This is a genomic window from Hymenobacter sp. HDW8 (assembly GCF_011305775.1).
GTDB lineage: Bacteria > Bacteroidota > Bacteroidia > Cytophagales > Hymenobacteraceae > Hymenobacter > Hymenobacter radiodurans.
On the sequence record NZ_CP049907.1, the window covers coordinates 2,450,037 to 2,464,630 of the forward strand.

A 14,594-nucleotide genomic window follows, 5' to 3' on the forward strand; every position below is an offset into this window, starting at 1 on the left:
AAAAAGCCAATTACGTTGAAAATTCACGGCTGGGGGGCTTTTTCGACGCACTTGCTGAGTGCGCGAACGGATGGTTCGCGCACTTCATTAGTCCTGCTTCTTTGCTACTTCTACGGTGCCTTTGATATTTTCGGCGTCGACCTCAGCAGATGCGATGCCGAAAGCGCGGGCCACAATATCCTTCTGCTCTTTTACGTGCACCTTGTTGTAGCCGGTAGCTGGCGAAGCCGAAGGCTTGCGGGCAATTACGTCTTCCAACTCGCGGCGCATGAAGCGGAGCATGTAGTTCCAGTAACCCATGTTTTCGGGCTCTTCCTGAACCCAATATACTTTAGCCTTCGGATACTTGGCTAGCTCTACGTTCAGTTGCTTCTGGGGGAAAGGATGCAACTGCTCCAAACGCACGATAGCAACGTCTTTGTGCTGAGACTTTTGCTGCTCTTCCAGCAAGTCGAAGTATACTTTGCCGGAGCACAGCAATACGCGCTTTACCTTCTTAGCATCAGCATACACATCACCGAGTACTTCGCGGAAATTGCCCCCCGTAAACTCTTCTACCGGCGACACGCACAGCGGATGGCGCAGCATCGACTTGGGCGACATCACCACCAGCGGCTTGCGGAAGCTCCACGTCAACTGCCGACGCAGGGCGTGGAAGAAGTTGGCTGGTGTGGTAATGTTGGCCACCACAATATTATTCTCAGCAGCAAGCTGCAGGAAGCGCTCCGGGCGGGCGTTGGAGTGCTCTGGCCCTTGACCTTCGTAGCCGTGGGGCAACAGCATCACCACTCCATTCATCCGCTGCCACTTACTCTCCGACGACACAATGAATTGGTCGATCATCGTCTGGGCGCCGTTGGCGAAATCACCAAATTGTGCTTCCCACACTACAAGAGCCGTGGGGTTGGCCATAGCGTAGCCGAATTCGAAGCCCAATACAGCGTATTCACTCAGCAAAGAGTTGAAGATCCGAAGCTTCTCCTGTCCTTCCCCAATGTGGTTTAATGAGTTATAAGGCGCTGAAGTCTCCGCGTCGTGCAATACGGCATGGCGGTGCGAGAAAGTGCCGCGTTGGCAATCCTGGCCGCTTACCCGCACAATATGCTGCTCCTGCAGCAAGGAACCATACGCCAGCAGCTCAGCCGCGGCCCAGTTCAGAATTCGCGTTTCAAAGAACATCTTACGACGTTCTTCCATCAGCTTCTCAATCTGCTTCAGGGGGCGGAATCCTTCGGGAAGCGTAGTCAGTGCCCTGCCAACTTTGGCAATTGCCTCCTCGTTGATGCCCGTTTCGGGCGACTGCTCAAAGTCTTCGGTTTTCGCCCGACGCAAATTGCGCCACTCATTTTCGAGAGCCTGATAGTTGTAAGGCAATGGCTTCTGCTTCACCATATCCAGGCGAGCCTGCAGCATCTCCCGGAACTCGCGGTCCATCTGATTAGCTAGCTCCGCATCTACGTCACCGCGCTGCACGAGCATGGTGTTGTACACCTCACGCGGGTTTTGGTGCTTGCTGATGATGTTGTAGAGCGTAGGCTGGGTAAACTTGGGCTCGTCCGACTCATTGTGGCCATGACGGCGGTAGCACACCATATCAATAAAGATATCGGCGTGGAACTGCTGACGATACTCGGTGGCTAATCGCACGGCAAATACCACAGCTTCCGGATCGTCGCCATTCACGTGTAGCACCGGCGCATCAATAATCTTAGCTAAGTCCGTGCTGTAGATGCTAGAGCGAGCATCCTCAAAGTCGGTGGTGAAACCAACTTGGTTATTAATAACGAAGTGAATAGTGCCACCGGTCTTGTAGCCCTCCAGCAATGACATCTGGGTTAGCTCATAGCCAATTCCCTGGCCCGCCAAAGCGGCGTCACCATGAATTAGAATAGGCAGAATCTGATGATAATCGTCGCTGTACTGATGCTCAATTTTAGCCCGCACAAAACCTTCAACCACTGGATTAACTGCCTCCAAGTGTGATGGATTGGGGGCCAATTTCAGGTTTACTTTGTGCCCAGCTTCCGTGTCTACTTCCGATGAGTAGCCCATGTGGTACTTCACGTCCCCGTCGCCCATGGTCAAGTCGGGTACGGCAGTGCCTTCAAACTCCGAGAAGATTTGCTCATAGGTCTTGCCCATGATGTTGGCCAGCACATTCAGGCGACCGCGGTGGGCCATACCGATCATCACTTCGCGCACCCCTAAATCGGCCGCTTTGTTGATGATGGCATCCAAAGCGGGAATAGTGGTTTCGCCACCTTCCAGCGAGAAGCGCTTCTGCCCCAAGAACTTGGTATGCAGGAAGTTCTCGAATACTACCGCTTCATTCAGCTTCCGCAGAATGCGCTTCTTGTACTCAATACCGGGGTTAAAGCTTAATGAATCCTTCTCCACCTTATCCCGGAACCAGTCCAGAATTTGGGGGTCACGGATGTACATATACTCGAAGCCGATCGTGCGGGTATATATCTTCTCCAGCGCCGCCACGATGTCGCGCAATTTTGCGCTAGTCCCCAGCCCTAATAGCTCTCCATTCTTGAACGAAGTATCAAGGTCGGCTTCGCTTAGGCCAAAATCAGCGATGTCGAGACGGGCTTTGCGGTCTTTGCGCTCGCGCACCGGGTTGGTACGTGCCCGCAGATGCCCCCGGCTACGGAAAGCGTGAATCAGGTTACGAACCTGCGTTTCCTTATCGGCGGCTACTGTGTCCACAGCACGGACTGCCTCTGCTTCAGTAGTAGAAGCAGACGCGTTTAGCACCCCTGAGCCCGCAGGCTGAGCGGTTTGGCTGTCACCGTCGGTAAACTGTTGGGAAAAATCGAAGCCTTCAAAAAACTTACGCCAGCCAAAATCAACCGATTCCGGATCTTGCTGATACGTTTTGTAAAGCTGATCTATATAGTCGCCGTGGGCATTGGCGATGTAAGAGTAAGCGTCCATCTGTAAAGGAGCTAAGTGAGTCAGGGCAAATGTATACAGCTTAGTACAAAGCTAAAAACCCATATTCGGTTCTACAAATACGCCTGTAATTCAACCGATTACTTTTTAGACCGCAATCGTTACGCTTTGCGGTGAAGCCAATCTATTCAAAATAAAAGGAAAGCCCTTCCTCAAAGTGAGGAAAGGCTTTAATAAATAAGCTAATACAACCCAGCAATTATTGCGGAAGAACTGTCTTGAAAATGCGGTAAGGCTGATCCTGCTTACCTACTCCTTTATTCCAGGTAGGCGTTTTGTGAATGGCTGAAGTTGTAAAATACAAGTCGCCATTAGCGGTAATCGCATAAGTGTCGGGCCACTGCAAGCGCGGCTCCTTCGCTATTGTTTCCAGCTTACCAGCCGGCGTACGCCGCACGATGGCGTTGTTTTCAAAAGACGTTAGATAAACGTTGTTTTTAGCATCGATTTCCATACCGTCGGTGGCGGGAATAGTGCCTACTTTCTCTACTTGGTTACCTAGTTGAGTTGAGGATAGCGCGGCGTTGCGAAGTGCCTCGGTTTTGATGCGATAAAGTGAATGACTGGTTAGTGGTGACCAATATAAGTATTCACCATCTCGGCTTAGGGCAATACCATCGGCGTGCAGAGCCATAGGCTTACCCATCGGATCAATCATGGGGTGGCCGTCTGCTTTCAAGGTTAGGCCCGGCTCTGGATGCACAGACGGGTGATCGGCCAACAGTCGACGGGAGCTACCATTTTTCAAGTCGACTACTACAATGGCTCCCATGCCTGACTCGGTGATGTAAGCGAAGTTGCGCTGGGTGTCAATGCGCACGTCATTCAGATAAGACTTACGGGGTGCTACTGATGCCGGAAAACTGATGTTCTGTACAACCTTATTGGTTTTAGGATCAATCTTAACCAGCTTAGGGCCGCCAGGCACAGTAGCTTTCAGACCGGGCGCGGCCGGATCGAGCACCCATAGCATACCAGCCTGATCGACGTGTACACTCTGCGGACAGATCCAGTGCTTTTGGGGCTCATTGCGCACCGAGTCATTCCACATACACCAGTTGGCATCGGGATAAGGCTTCACGGAGCCATCAGTTCCAACGACTGCAATGGGATTAACAGGATTATTGTCCCACCGCGGAAAAACGCCAAATACTCGCCCATCGGGCGCGACGGCCACTCCTACAATCTGAGGCTCGCGAAACTCAGCTACTACTTGAAGCGGCGAGTTGGCGGGGGCAACGGCTTGGCTAGTAGCCGTAGAGTCTGAGTTGGTTCCAGTGGAGGCCGTTTCACCCGAAGGCGATGAGCAACTAGCTCCACCTATTAATAACAATGAGGTGCAGAGTGAGGTAGCGGTACGCCATAGCGCAGACGAAGCAGTAATATTCATAGTGATAAGAGTAGAAATGTGCAGGATGCTTTGGTGAGTAAGTACCCGGTACCTTGTCGTCGGGCTAGGCTTGCTTACGGCTCCAAAGAGGCCAGGTTTTTCTCTGGTTCTGTCCTTCACTGCCAGCGTATCAGGCTTGAGCCAGTTTGGGCAACGCCTTCTCCTGTCACTTATAAGATTTGGGGGCGATAGCGCTAAACCAATCAATAAATATTAGATTGAGTCAATTATAAATTTATTTACTGCTAAAAACAGCCATTTCATCCCCTTCAAGCCACTACTCGTCTACTAACTAGAAGGGGTTGCAACCTTTTGCGATAAGTGAGGGTTAGAACTTTTCGTCCGTATAAATGCGCGGGCGGCCCATCCTCTTCGGGCGAGTAGAAGAGTCACCAGATCAACTGTCATGTCTATTGCGTTATTCATCTTAACCTTCCTTTTTCCTCCCCAAACCAGTACCTCCGCTCCCCTTCCGCTTACCCCCGCTGTTGCCAACCTGACACCCCGGCACATTATATTTGACTCACCAGCACCCGTAGCTGCTGTTTTACCCCGTCGCTTACCCGGTTATAAAGTAACGGCCACCGTATATTGGGCCGAGCCCGGACAAACCGACTCTGATCCACTAATTACAGCTGATAATTCTCGCATCAAGCGCAATCATTCCAGCAAAGACCGCTGGATAGCTTTATCGCGCGACATGCTTAAGCAGAACGGTGGCAAATTCGAATACGGTGACTTAGTGCACGTTACCGGTATTTCTCCTAAGCTCGATGGCGTGTATGTGCTACACGATACGATGAATCGCCGTCTGCGCCGTACCATCGATTTGCTGGTGCATAAAGACGAAAAGCTTTACGGCAAGTGGGACAACGTACGCATCAGTCGCGTGGCTAAGCCCGAACTACAGTGGCAGGCTAGCTAAGCTACCCACCCAAAAATCCCCCGACTTACCTGTTTTTATTCTGAATCAGGTGCATAGATTGTCATCTCGCGGGGCTTCCCATCGGGCTGATACAGAAAGCTTAACGGCTCATCCTGGTCGCTTAGAATAGCGGTATAGGGGATTTGCCAACGCTTCCACATTTCCTGCAATGACTGTGCGTAGGCGGAGTTTAGCCAAGGTGCAAAAATGCCCCCCGTCACGTCGTCGATGAGCGTATCGTAGGTCAGGTGCTGGTCGCCGGGTCGCTGCGGACGCACAAAGTAATCGGGTATCACGCCGAACAGATAGGCCGCATAGTACACGCGAGCTTTGAACTCGGCCACCTGAATAGGGTGAAGCGGACGCTGTGCGTCGGCAACCACCTGGCGCATGGCCTGCCGAATGATACCATTATCCATCAGGCAAGCCATCAGCACCACATTATCGAGCTTAATACTGAACACCATGGTGGTCAGGTCGTCGTCATACTCAAAGGCAATGGTGTCTTCATGCGGGGCGGTTTCCAGAATAAAGATGGAAGCCGGTGTGAAGTCTTCAAACTCGATGGGCACGCGCAGGGCCTGAAACGTTTGAAAGAACGCTTGGAATCGGCGGAACATCTGCGCATTCTCGGCGAGCGGGTAGCGCGGCTTTACTAAGGGGTCGAGTTCGGTGAGCAGTTCGGTAGTCAGAATGCCGTAGAACATTTTCCCTAACCACAGAAACAGCGTTTTTTCGGGCAGCGCCTGCCAGCCGGCTAAGCCTAGCTTGGCCGTTTCCTGCATTTGCGCCTCCAGGGGCTCAACGTATTGGGTACGACACCGCGGACAGCACGGAATACGCAGCTCTTTGTAGAAGCGGATACTCTGGTCGAGCAGCAGAATCTGCCGCTCCGCCAAACCGTAACGCTCCTGCAGCCAGTCCGCAAATACTGCTACCGAATCGGTGGCCGGATCGGTGGGCGAACCGCACAAAAAGCAGTGTTGGTCGCCAAACTGCATCCGGGCAAACGGATCGTAAAGCGTGAGGTCGGACGGTGCGGTGGTTGACATAGAGTACAAGGAAATGGAGGCTGCAAAAATAGGTACTGGCTCGCGTGTTGCTGCTCCTAGTGCCAACGCACACCTGGTTTTTGCAGAGTTACTCACATAAAAAAGCCCCCCAGACTACTGTTGGGGGGCTTTTTTATGTGAGTAAAGCGATATTTATCGCGACAGCGACGAGCCTAGCTTAATCAGTACTTTCCCTAAATGATTGAGAGAAGCGGTGAAGTGATTGTTGCTTTCATCGGCCACTTTATTGGCTTCGGCGCCCAATGTCGCCAGCGTTTCGGCGATGGCGTGGTTCTCGGTATCGCTATCGATTAACTGCTCGCGCAGGGTTTTCATCTCCTGAAGTATTTTGGCCAGGCCAGTGCGCTCTGAAGCGCTGAGTACCTCTATCCAGCGGTCAATTTCAGCCAACCCATGCTTGTCGGCTTGGTCGGGAACACCGCCGTTGAGCAGCTTCAGCGTATCATCGAGGAGCGCGGCGTTCTGCTGATCGGTTACGCCGAGCGGAATGGTAGGCGTGGGAGGAGTTTGGGGGGTTTGGGCGGTGGAATCCATAGGTCAGAAAGGCAAGTCAGGAAAGAACGTTCTTGCTATACTGGCATCAGCACCTAAAAGTTAAGCTTAAACTCGTGTTGGTCGCGGTGCAGGCCTTACCATAGTCAAGGAGCATCTCCTACGCTGCTTATGTTCCCTTTTTTAGAAATTTTAGCGCGGCAGCGGGTTACTTTCTAGTGGATAGGGGTATGAAGCCTGTATCTATTCACACGACATACTCCTTTTAGCCATGAAATTCTCTTTCAAATCTCTGCTCGTTTTAGCCGCTTTCGCTCCTTTCGCTCTTGCTTCTTGCTCCGAGAGCACTGAGAAAAGCGCTGAAGCTACTGCCGAAGGTGCTGCTACCGATGCTGCTACCAATGTTGAAAACGCTGGCGACGCCGTTGAAAACGCAACCGACAACGCTGCTGCTGACGTGAAAGCTGAAGTTGCTCCTGAGGCTGGCGATACTGCCGTTGTTCAGAACAAAGAAGCTGACAAGCTTGTAGAAGAAGTTCCTGCTAAGAAAGACTAGTTCTGCCTTTTAGCTCACAAAAAAGCCCCCAGACTCGGTCTGGGGGGCTTTTTTATTGCTCATACTATTTCTTTTTCCTGCGCCTGACCAGCGCCGGACAGTTCCATCAGCACGTCATAGTAAGGTCGACCCAAAGCGCGGGCCTTGAGCCAGGCGTAGAAGCTCATGGCATGTAGGTCTTCCCGCTCGCTATCCAGGGGCACGGCATCCGCCATCTGGCTAACTCGCTCCAGAAAGCGAGGGTGACGGCAAGCGGTGGGGTCGTCCAGAATTTCGCGCACCAAATTCAGGTAGCAAAGCACATATTGATATGGGCCGCCCTCGCCGAATCGTTCTCGGAAGCCCCGCTCAATGGCGCGCAGGCGGTTCAGGGCGAGGTCGGAGTTGCCGAGTTCGAGTTGCACCAGCATCTCGCCCATGTTTTTGTTGAACACCCATTCCACGCCCATTTTCTGCTCGCACCAATGATCGGAGCGGCCAATGCCGATGAGCACCTGGTTGGTTTTGGCAAACTGGTTTTCGGCGAAGTAGTGAAAGCCCAATCCTAGCCGCGCCGTGAGCTGGTCGGCAGCCGACAAGGCTACTTCGCGGCCCTGCAACAAGTTTTCCAGCAAGCTGATACTCTCGGCATTACGGCGCAGAAAGGAGTAGTTAGCAGCCAGCAGGAAGATGTATTTCGGATAAAAATCGGCCATGTAGCTGCGCGAGCCAGCGTAGAGCGCCGCCCGCAATTGCTCCAGGTAAGCCACCGACTCGGTGAAGCGGCGCGAGCGGTACAGGGCGTGCGCAATCATATAAAGCAGCCCTAGCTGGTAATAGCGGTGGGCGGGCCGAAAGCCGTGGCGCTTTTCCATAAGCGTGTAGCAGCGGCGCACAAACGGCGCAAACGACACAAAGTCGCGGCGCACCAGCATGGAGCTGCGGGCAATGGACATGAGGCGGTACAGCAACGACGGACTGCGCGCAAACGCTTCCTGCAAATCATACTCGCGTAGCACGTCGCGCATAATTCCATCGAAGGCCTCGCCGGCCCGGCCCCGGCTGCGGGCTTGGCGCAGCCGCTCCCGAATGAGACTATCGGCAATACCGGCGCGCTCCTCTTCGTCGGCCGCCTTTTTATTGTGGTTCCGCCGGCGAATGATGTCTGTCAGTTCATCGGCATATTCGCTGCTGGCCTGGGCAATCTGGAGATTATAAATAGTGTTTAGCAATTCATACTGCTCGTTCTGGTGAGCCAGCTTTTCGGCTTTGCGCAGAATATTCCAGGCTAGGCGGGGTACGCCTACGTCAAAAAGGTACTGCGCCAGCGTGAGTTGGCCGCGCACCGACGATGCCGCCGTGGGGTCGAGCTGACGCTGGCGCAGCAGCAAAAAATCGGTGAGGTGGCGCATCAGGCGCTTGCGCAAGGCATAGTAAGCTACTGCATTAGGCTCATCAGGATATAGCTTGGCGAGTAGGTCCTCAGTTGAATATGCTTTAGCATGCAGCAGCAGCTCGTAGAGGCGCGAGTCCATGCGACCATTCACTTTTTTACGCTGTCGCTGCACGAAGCGGCCAAACTCTTTGCGGTCTTCGGGCGAGAAAGTGACCAGCGTCGTGCGTAAGTCATCCATAGAGTCAGATAGAAAAACTAAATATAGCGGTTGGGGGGCTTTTTGTAAAGTCTAATTTTCTAATGTGTATAATTACTATAAATCAGATTTTTACGACATAAAATAAGTGTTTCAAAAGTCTGATAATCGCAAAAATTGGTTCGTGTTTTCAGCTGGTAAGTAGGCACCTTCGGACAGGATTTCACTTCACCGCCTATTTAATATGAAACGCTTTCTACTTTCTCTGTTGGTGCTGGCCATGACGGTCATTTCGGGGCAGGCCCAAGATCTACTGACTAAGCAAAATGGTGAGGAGCTTCAGGTCAAAGTTCTGGAGCTAACCCCTACCGAAGTGCGCTATAAGCGCACCGACAACCCCGACGGTCCGCTTATCACCGTGCGTCGCTCCGATGTATTTATGATTCGCTACGCCAACGGCACCAAGGAAGTACTGGGACCCAACCAAAATGCCCCCCAAATTATTGCTGGCTCACCCCCAGCGCCTGGCCCCGTGGTGCCCGGCGATGAAGCGTCGGCCTACGAGGAAGTGCATTTGAATGGCCCGCGTATTGGGTTTACCATCCTCTCCCAAGGCGTGCTGGATAAAGCACGCGAGGGCAGCTATCTGCGCAATTTGAACCCGTTTATTACCCAATTTGGCTGGCAGTTTGAAACCCGCATCTTCCGGATGCCCAACGGCACGGCCGGGCTACTGGAAATTGTGCCGTTGATAGGTGGCTTAGAGCAAGGCAAGTTTATCCCGAGCATCAATGCGCTGGTTGGTATCAGGGGGCCAAAGGGGTTTGAGTTTGGATTGGGCCCGAATCTGACCCCGGTGAGCGCCAATGTAGCGCTGGCTATCGGCACCTCTTTCCGCTCGAATGGCATCAACTTCCCGGTGAACTTCGCGGTGGTACCCGGCAATGGAGGGGCCCGGTTCAGTCTGTTGGTCGGCTTTAACTCGCGTCGGCGCTAAGCGCATGCTTCTTTCTACCTCACTACTTGATAACTACCAACATGCGCTGTTTTCTACTTAGCTGCGTTCTCTTTTGCGTCACAGTAAGCGTGCACGCCCAAGACACTATTCTCCGAACCAACGGCGACGAGGTGAAGGCTCGAGTGCTGGCTATCACGCCCACTCAAATAGCCTACGTACCCACCACCGAGCCCCCTATCACCGACACGCTACATCTGCTTGCAACCGAGGTATTTCTGATTCGCTATGCCAACGGCACTAAAGAAATCGTGACTGCCGCAACTACTACCCCTTCGTCTGGAGTGGAACGTACTCCGCAGCAAATGAATGATTTAGGAAGAGAAGATGCGCGAAGGTATTTTAAAGCCACAGGCGTTTTCTGGGGTACTGCCGGGGCTACGTTCTTAAGTACGCCAGCGTATGGGCTAGGCGGTATTGCGACGGGCGCCGCCATTGCTGCTACCCCACCCAAACGTCACAATATGATTGTACCTGATCAGGCATTACTAAATGACCCAAACTATGTGAGTGGGTATCAAAAGCAAGCCCAACGGCAGAAGCTAGGCAAAGCAGCCGGTGGCTTTGGCGTAGGAATAGCTGCGGGGGCGGTAGCAACCGTTGCTATTATAGCTGCCCTGTTTAACGCGTATTGATTTCAACACTTAATTAACTTCTCTCATCTTATAGCGTGCTATTCATATGCGTCTTTTTCTACTCACATACTTACTACTCTGCAGCGCATTGCGCGCGCAAGCCCAAGACACAATCCTGCGTCGCAATGGCGATGAAATAAAGGTGCACGTGCTGGCCATTACGCCTACCGAGGTATCTTATGTCCCTAGCACTGAGCCACCAAGTTCGGACACGTTGTTTATGCAGGCTGCCGAGGTTTTCTTGATTCGGTATGCTAATGGCACCAAAGAGCTTATAAGCAAACCAGAGTCGGCGTCGGTATTGGGGCGCACACCAGAAGAGATGACCACGCAGGGTCGTGAAGACGCCCGGAAGCATTTTAAAGCCCCAGGCGCTTTTTGGGGTACTTTCGGTGCTACTGCCATAAGCATTCCGGTGCTCGGTGGGCTAGGTGGTGTGGCTGCTGGAGCTGCTATCGCTGCTTCACCACCCAACGACAAGAATCTTATCGTGCCAGACAAGACTCTGCTGAATGACCCAAACTATGCCCGTGGCTACGAGAAGCAAGCACAACGAAAAAAACTGGGTAATGCAGCAGCTGGCTTTGGAGTTGGGCTAATAAGCGGGGCGGCCATATGGATTACCATTGCGCTGGCCAATACCACCCATTTCTAATGGCCTAAGCTCAACTTTACAGCGCAGTAGGCGTAAGCTAGAGGGTAAGTAGTTCATTTCCACCCTTAAGCCCTACGACAATGGATATTGACAAAAGCACCGAATGGCGTGCCCGCGGCAACTGGAATGAAGTAAAAGGTAAATTTCGGCAGGAGCACGCCAACCTCACCGACGATGATATGGAGTATCAGGAAGGCAAGCAAGATGAATGGCTGGGCGAGCTGCAGCAGAAAGCGGGCAAGACAGCCGACGAAATAAAATCTTGGTTTAGCCGTAATTTTTAACCCCCACGGTTGACCTTTAATAACAAAAGCTCCGTACCAGCTGTAGCTAGCTAGTGCGGGGCTTTTGTTATTTTCCGCAGCTACGTTATGCTTTCATTTTGACTGTAAGGCTTTTAGCCGCCAGTTTTCTCTAGTCTTCCGCGTATGAATATTGCCCCGGAAGAGTTGCACACCTTGGGAAACCTCGACCTGCTGACCCTTCCAAAGACCGCTTTTCTTTGCTCCCGCAACTATCCCGGCTACATTGAGCATCCCACTTGTCTGTGGGCTGTGGAGCAACGAACGAACAGTCATTGTGTGCTGTCCGGCTTTCACTCCTTGCTGGAGCAAACTGTATTTCGCTATCTACTGCAAGGTGAGCAGCAACCCATCGTGTATGCCCTCGGCCGAGGTATGCGGACGAATATGGGGCTGGAATATGAAGCAGAATTAGCGGCAGACCGGCTGCTGTTTCTCACTCCCTTCGAAGAAGAACTGACCACTATAACTCAGGAAACCGCTGACATCCGCAATTTGCTGATTGCAGAATTGGCCGATCAATTCTTTATTCCGTACATGGCAGCGGGGGGCAATTTGGAGCGCTTATTTCTTAGCGGCGCCCTGGATGGCAAGCCAATCTTCACCCTCGACTTAGCCGAAAACGAACCCCTGTTTCGTGCCGGAGCCGAGTTATACCAACCTGAAGGTTTGCTGGGAGGGCCCACTCTATACTCGATGAGTGCTTAGGGTTGCCCGTTTCCACCTGGTTCTTTCTTTCCGCTCTTTTTCTACTTTCCAGCTATGTCAACTTCCTCACTCACTTCTTCTCTACCTCACTCCCCCTCGTCGGGCATCAAAGCGTTGGCCCGTTTTGGCTTTGCAGCCAAAGGCGTTGTGTATATTGTGTTGGGTACCCTTGCAGTAATGGCCGCTACGGGTACGCAGGGGGGCAAAACAGCTGATAAAGAGCAGGCCCTGCAAACCATCCAGGATCTGCCCTTTGGTCGGTTTCTCCTAGGCTTGGTTGCCTTCGGCTTGCTAGGCTACGTTATCTGGCGCTTAGTGCAGGCCTTTCGCGATACGGAGGACAAAGGCTCCGACGCCAAGGGTCTGGCTCGCAGATTGGGCTATGCAGGTAGTGGATTGCTTTATACCGGTATTGCCTATACGGCGGGCCGGGCTGCATTCAGCGGCGGGGCCGCCGACAATGGTGGAGGCAGCACCCAACAGTCGATAGTGGCAAAAATATTGGACCAGCCGTATGGTCAGTGGCTGGTTGGCGCCGTTGCGCTAGGTGTTATTGGGGCAGGCCTGTACCAGATTTACCGGGCCTACTCGGGCAAGTTTGCCAAGCATGTGAATAGCAGCAGCCTCCCCGCCGAACAGCAGCAGATCGTATTTCGCACGGGCCAGATTGGCTACACGGCTCGGGGTATTGTAATGGCAATTATCGGCTATTTCCTCCTGCAGGCCGCCATGCAGTCTAACTCAGGCAAAGCTCAGGGTACAGAAGGTGCCTTCGACTTGCTAGCCAGCATGGGTCCCGTTGTGCTCGCCATTGTCGCCTTGGGTCTGATGGCCTATGGTGTGTATATGCTGGTGCAGGCTAAATACCCCGTGCTGCGCGGCGTATAAGTCATCTCTGTAAGCGCTTTTCTGGTTATCAATCTGCCATAGAAAGGCCCTTCTCCCATTGAATAATATGCTTCAATGAGAGAAGGGCCTTTCTATGGCAGATTGATAATGACTTTTCTAGTCGGCCACGTAATCAGCCAGATACGCGTAGCGTTGCGTCAATTTGCCCCCCGCCGCGATGGTAGCTCGCTCGATAATCGGCTCGGGTTTGTCGCTCACTAAATACGGGAATACATTGTCTAACAGCTGCCGGCCGAAGTCTCGGCTGGCATTGCGGGGTAGTTCGCAGGGAAGGTTATCCACGGCCATCACCGTAATATTAGTGGGGCTGGAGTAGGGCGGCTCCAGTTCGCCGGTCTGCGGATTGTAGTCAAAAGCCGGATCCTGAATGCTGGTGCTCCGCTTGGTAGTAGGAACGGAGCCATTCATGTCGCAAGTGATATCGGCGATGGTATTGATGCGAAAATCTGGACGTTGCGTGTCCGCTTCGCTGAACAGCTTAGGCGCCGCTGGGTGCCAGTAGGCACAGGCTAGCAGCAAATCAGTAACAGGCAAAAAAGCCCCAAACGTAGATTCGTACTCCTGCGGGTTGCGGTGAAAATCGGGCGTATCCCACACGCGGCCGTCGCGGCGGCGGTTGTAGTCGCTGCTCCGAAGCTGGGTATACACGGGCTCGTGGAAATCCAGGTACAGATAATCGTACACACTCACCCGCCGAATCCCCATTTTGTCGAGCACCTCCACCGCGCCCTGCGCCACCCGCCCCGACCCCGTCACGGCCATCTTGATGGGGGGCAATTTTTTGACTTTGAAGAACTCCTCCTGCATATCCTCCATGTCGATGCATTGGTAGGCCGGTTTCAGTTCATACAAGTTGTGCTTGCGGCCATACGTCAGCAGTCCGTTATAAGCGCCCACAATCCCGGCCCAGCGCCCAAAAGCCACTATTCGCTCGTCTTGTTCATTGGTCAGCAACTCATAGTCAATCAGTGTGATATTCTTCTTTAAGACCTGCCGCAACAGCTCCCGGTTGGCCGGCTGCTTCTTCACGGTATGGGAGAAAAACATATAGGTTTTATTCGGAATGAGCTTGTCGGGTGGCACCTCTTTCACCCCTAGCAGTATGTCGCAGTCCGACACTTCCGGGCGAACTTCAATACCTAAGTCGCGGTACTCCTGGTCTTTAAAGCTGCGCACGGGAGATTCTTGCACCACAATGCGTAGGCCGGGAAATAGTGTTTCGGCCTCCACGCATTTTTTGGGGGTGAGCGTCACGCGCAGGTCGGGGGGCGTTTTTCCTTCGCGAATGATACCAATGGTTAAGGGGCGCATTTGAGAAAACGGATTGGGTGGGTTGGGGGGGCAAATCTGGTTAAATATTTTGGCGTATAGGCGCTACCACCGCCATCAGCCTAATAATCCT

14 protein-coding genes are annotated in these 14,594 nt (G+C 52.9%); 8 read left to right on the top strand and 6 right to left on the bottom strand.

The features are described from left to right. Positions 1 to 87: 87 nt before the first annotated feature. Positions 88 to 2,943, bottom strand: a complete 2,856-nt coding sequence (locus G7064_RS10240) for a 2-oxoglutarate dehydrogenase E1 component (protein ID WP_166073495.1) — start codon at positions 2,941 to 2,943, stop codon at positions 88 to 90. Between the two features lie 217 nt (positions 2,944 to 3,160). Beyond that, complete coding sequence (locus tag G7064_RS10245; RefSeq protein ID WP_166073496.1) at positions 3,161 to 4,351, bottom strand: L-dopachrome tautomerase-related protein; 1,191 nt, start codon at positions 4,349 to 4,351, stop codon at positions 3,161 to 3,163. A 406-nt stretch (positions 4,352 to 4,757) separates the two neighbouring features. Between G7064_RS10245 and G7064_RS10250 the strand changes: the two genes are divergently transcribed. Continuing rightward, positions 4,758 to 5,276 (top strand): hypothetical protein, encoded by a 519-nt coding sequence (locus tag G7064_RS10250; RefSeq protein ID WP_133271428.1) that lies wholly within the window; start codon positions 4,758 to 4,760, stop codon positions 5,274 to 5,276. Positions 5,277 to 5,311: 35 nt separating this feature from the next. Here the strand turns inward: G7064_RS10250 and G7064_RS10255 are convergent, their stop codons facing one another. Together G7064_RS10255 and G7064_RS10260 are read right to left on the bottom strand one after the other, a co-directional pair. Continuing rightward, positions 5,312 to 6,328, bottom strand: a complete 1,017-nt coding sequence (locus G7064_RS10255) for a hypothetical protein (RefSeq protein ID WP_166073497.1) — start codon at positions 6,326 to 6,328, stop codon at positions 5,312 to 5,314. A 153-nt stretch (positions 6,329 to 6,481) separates the two neighbouring features. Further along, the gene (locus G7064_RS10260) at positions 6,482 to 6,883 is read right to left on the bottom strand and encodes a hypothetical protein (protein ID WP_166073498.1); all 402 of its coding nucleotides are present in this window, start codon (positions 6,881 to 6,883) and stop codon (positions 6,482 to 6,484) included. A 229-nt stretch (positions 6,884 to 7,112) separates the two neighbouring features. On the opposite strand from G7064_RS10260, the gene G7064_RS10265 reads away from it, so the two are divergent. Next, complete coding sequence (locus G7064_RS10265) at positions 7,113 to 7,397, top strand: hypothetical protein (RefSeq protein ID WP_205711108.1); 285 nt, start codon at positions 7,113 to 7,115, stop codon at positions 7,395 to 7,397. A gap of 59 nt (positions 7,398 to 7,456) precedes the next feature. Here the strand turns inward: G7064_RS10265 and G7064_RS10270 are convergent, their stop codons facing one another. Then, positions 7,457 to 9,010 (bottom strand): hypothetical protein, encoded by a 1,554-nt coding sequence (locus G7064_RS10270; protein ID WP_166073499.1) that lies wholly within the window; start codon positions 9,008 to 9,010, stop codon positions 7,457 to 7,459. Positions 9,011 to 9,212: 202 nt separating this feature from the next. Between G7064_RS10270 and G7064_RS10275 the strand changes: the two genes are divergently transcribed. The 6 genes from G7064_RS10275 (at position 9,213) to G7064_RS10300 (ending at position 13,171) form a co-directional block, all read left to right on the top strand. Next, a complete protein-coding gene (locus G7064_RS10275; protein WP_166073500.1) occupies positions 9,213 to 9,965 on the top strand; it encodes a hypothetical protein in 753 nt (250 codons plus the stop codon). Positions 9,966 to 10,054: 89 nt separating this feature from the next. Next, entirely contained in the window at positions 10,055 to 10,618 is a 564-nt protein-coding gene (locus G7064_RS10280) for a hypothetical protein (RefSeq protein ID WP_133271424.1), read from the top strand. Between the two features lie 46 nt (positions 10,619 to 10,664). Further along, complete coding sequence (locus tag G7064_RS10285; RefSeq protein WP_166073502.1) at positions 10,665 to 11,273, top strand: hypothetical protein; 609 nt, start codon at positions 10,665 to 10,667, stop codon at positions 11,271 to 11,273. 80 nt (positions 11,274 to 11,353) lie between these two features. Then, complete coding sequence (locus G7064_RS10290; RefSeq protein WP_133271422.1) at positions 11,354 to 11,557, top strand: CsbD family protein; 204 nt, start codon at positions 11,354 to 11,356, stop codon at positions 11,555 to 11,557. A 144-nt stretch (positions 11,558 to 11,701) separates the two neighbouring features. Beyond that, positions 11,702 to 12,283 carry a DNA-binding protein gene (locus tag G7064_RS10295; protein ID WP_166073503.1) on the top strand — a complete coding sequence of 194 codons (582 nt, stop codon included), beginning with the start codon at positions 11,702 to 11,704 and terminating at the stop codon, positions 12,281 to 12,283. Between the two features lie 54 nt (positions 12,284 to 12,337). After that, complete coding sequence (locus G7064_RS10300) at positions 12,338 to 13,171, top strand: DUF1206 domain-containing protein (protein WP_166073504.1); 834 nt, start codon at positions 12,338 to 12,340, stop codon at positions 13,169 to 13,171. A 117-nt stretch (positions 13,172 to 13,288) separates the two neighbouring features. On the opposite strand, the gene G7064_RS10305 is transcribed toward G7064_RS10300, so the two are convergent. Next, positions 13,289 to 14,503, bottom strand: coding sequence for an NAD(P)-dependent oxidoreductase (locus G7064_RS10305; protein ID WP_166073505.1), 1,215 nt, complete (start codon positions 14,501 to 14,503; stop codon positions 13,289 to 13,291). Positions 14,504 to 14,594 lie beyond the last annotated feature (91 nt).

Bases quoted from the DNA above. Each gene is read 5' to 3' on its own strand.
- G7064_RS10265 (WP_205711108.1), top strand. From the start codon at position 7,113: ATGAAATTCTCTTTCAAATCTCTGCTCGTTTTAGCCGCTTTCGCTCCT.
- G7064_RS10305 (WP_166073505.1), bottom strand. From the start codon at position 14,503: ATGCGCCCCTTAACCATTGGTATCATTCGCGAAGGAAAAACGCCCCCC.
- G7064_RS10255 (WP_166073497.1), bottom strand. From the start codon at position 6,328: ATGTCAACCACCGCACCGTCCGACCTCACGCTTTACGATCCGTTTGCC.
- G7064_RS10295 (WP_166073503.1), top strand. From the start codon at position 11,702: ATGAATATTGCCCCGGAAGAGTTGCACACCTTGGGAAACCTCGACCTG.
- G7064_RS10290 (WP_133271422.1), top strand. From the start codon at position 11,354: ATGGATATTGACAAAAGCACCGAATGGCGTGCCCGCGGCAACTGGAAT.
- G7064_RS10250 (WP_133271428.1), top strand. From the start codon at position 4,758: ATGTCTATTGCGTTATTCATCTTAACCTTCCTTTTTCCTCCCCAAACC.
- G7064_RS10300 (WP_166073504.1), top strand. From the start codon at position 12,338: ATGTCAACTTCCTCACTCACTTCTTCTCTACCTCACTCCCCCTCGTCG.
- G7064_RS10240 (WP_166073495.1), bottom strand. From the start codon at position 2,943: ATGGACGCTTACTCTTACATCGCCAATGCCCACGGCGACTATATAGAT.
- G7064_RS10285 (WP_166073502.1), top strand. From the start codon at position 10,665: ATGCGTCTTTTTCTACTCACATACTTACTACTCTGCAGCGCATTGCGC.
- G7064_RS10245 (WP_166073496.1), bottom strand. From the start codon at position 4,351: ATGAATATTACTGCTTCGTCTGCGCTATGGCGTACCGCTACCTCACTC.
- G7064_RS10260 (WP_166073498.1), bottom strand. From the start codon at position 6,883: ATGGATTCCACCGCCCAAACCCCCCAAACTCCTCCCACGCCTACCATT.
- G7064_RS10270 (WP_166073499.1), bottom strand. From the start codon at position 9,010: ATGGATGACTTACGCACGACGCTGGTCACTTTCTCGCCCGAAGACCGC.
- G7064_RS10275 (WP_166073500.1), top strand. From the start codon at position 9,213: ATGAAACGCTTTCTACTTTCTCTGTTGGTGCTGGCCATGACGGTCATT.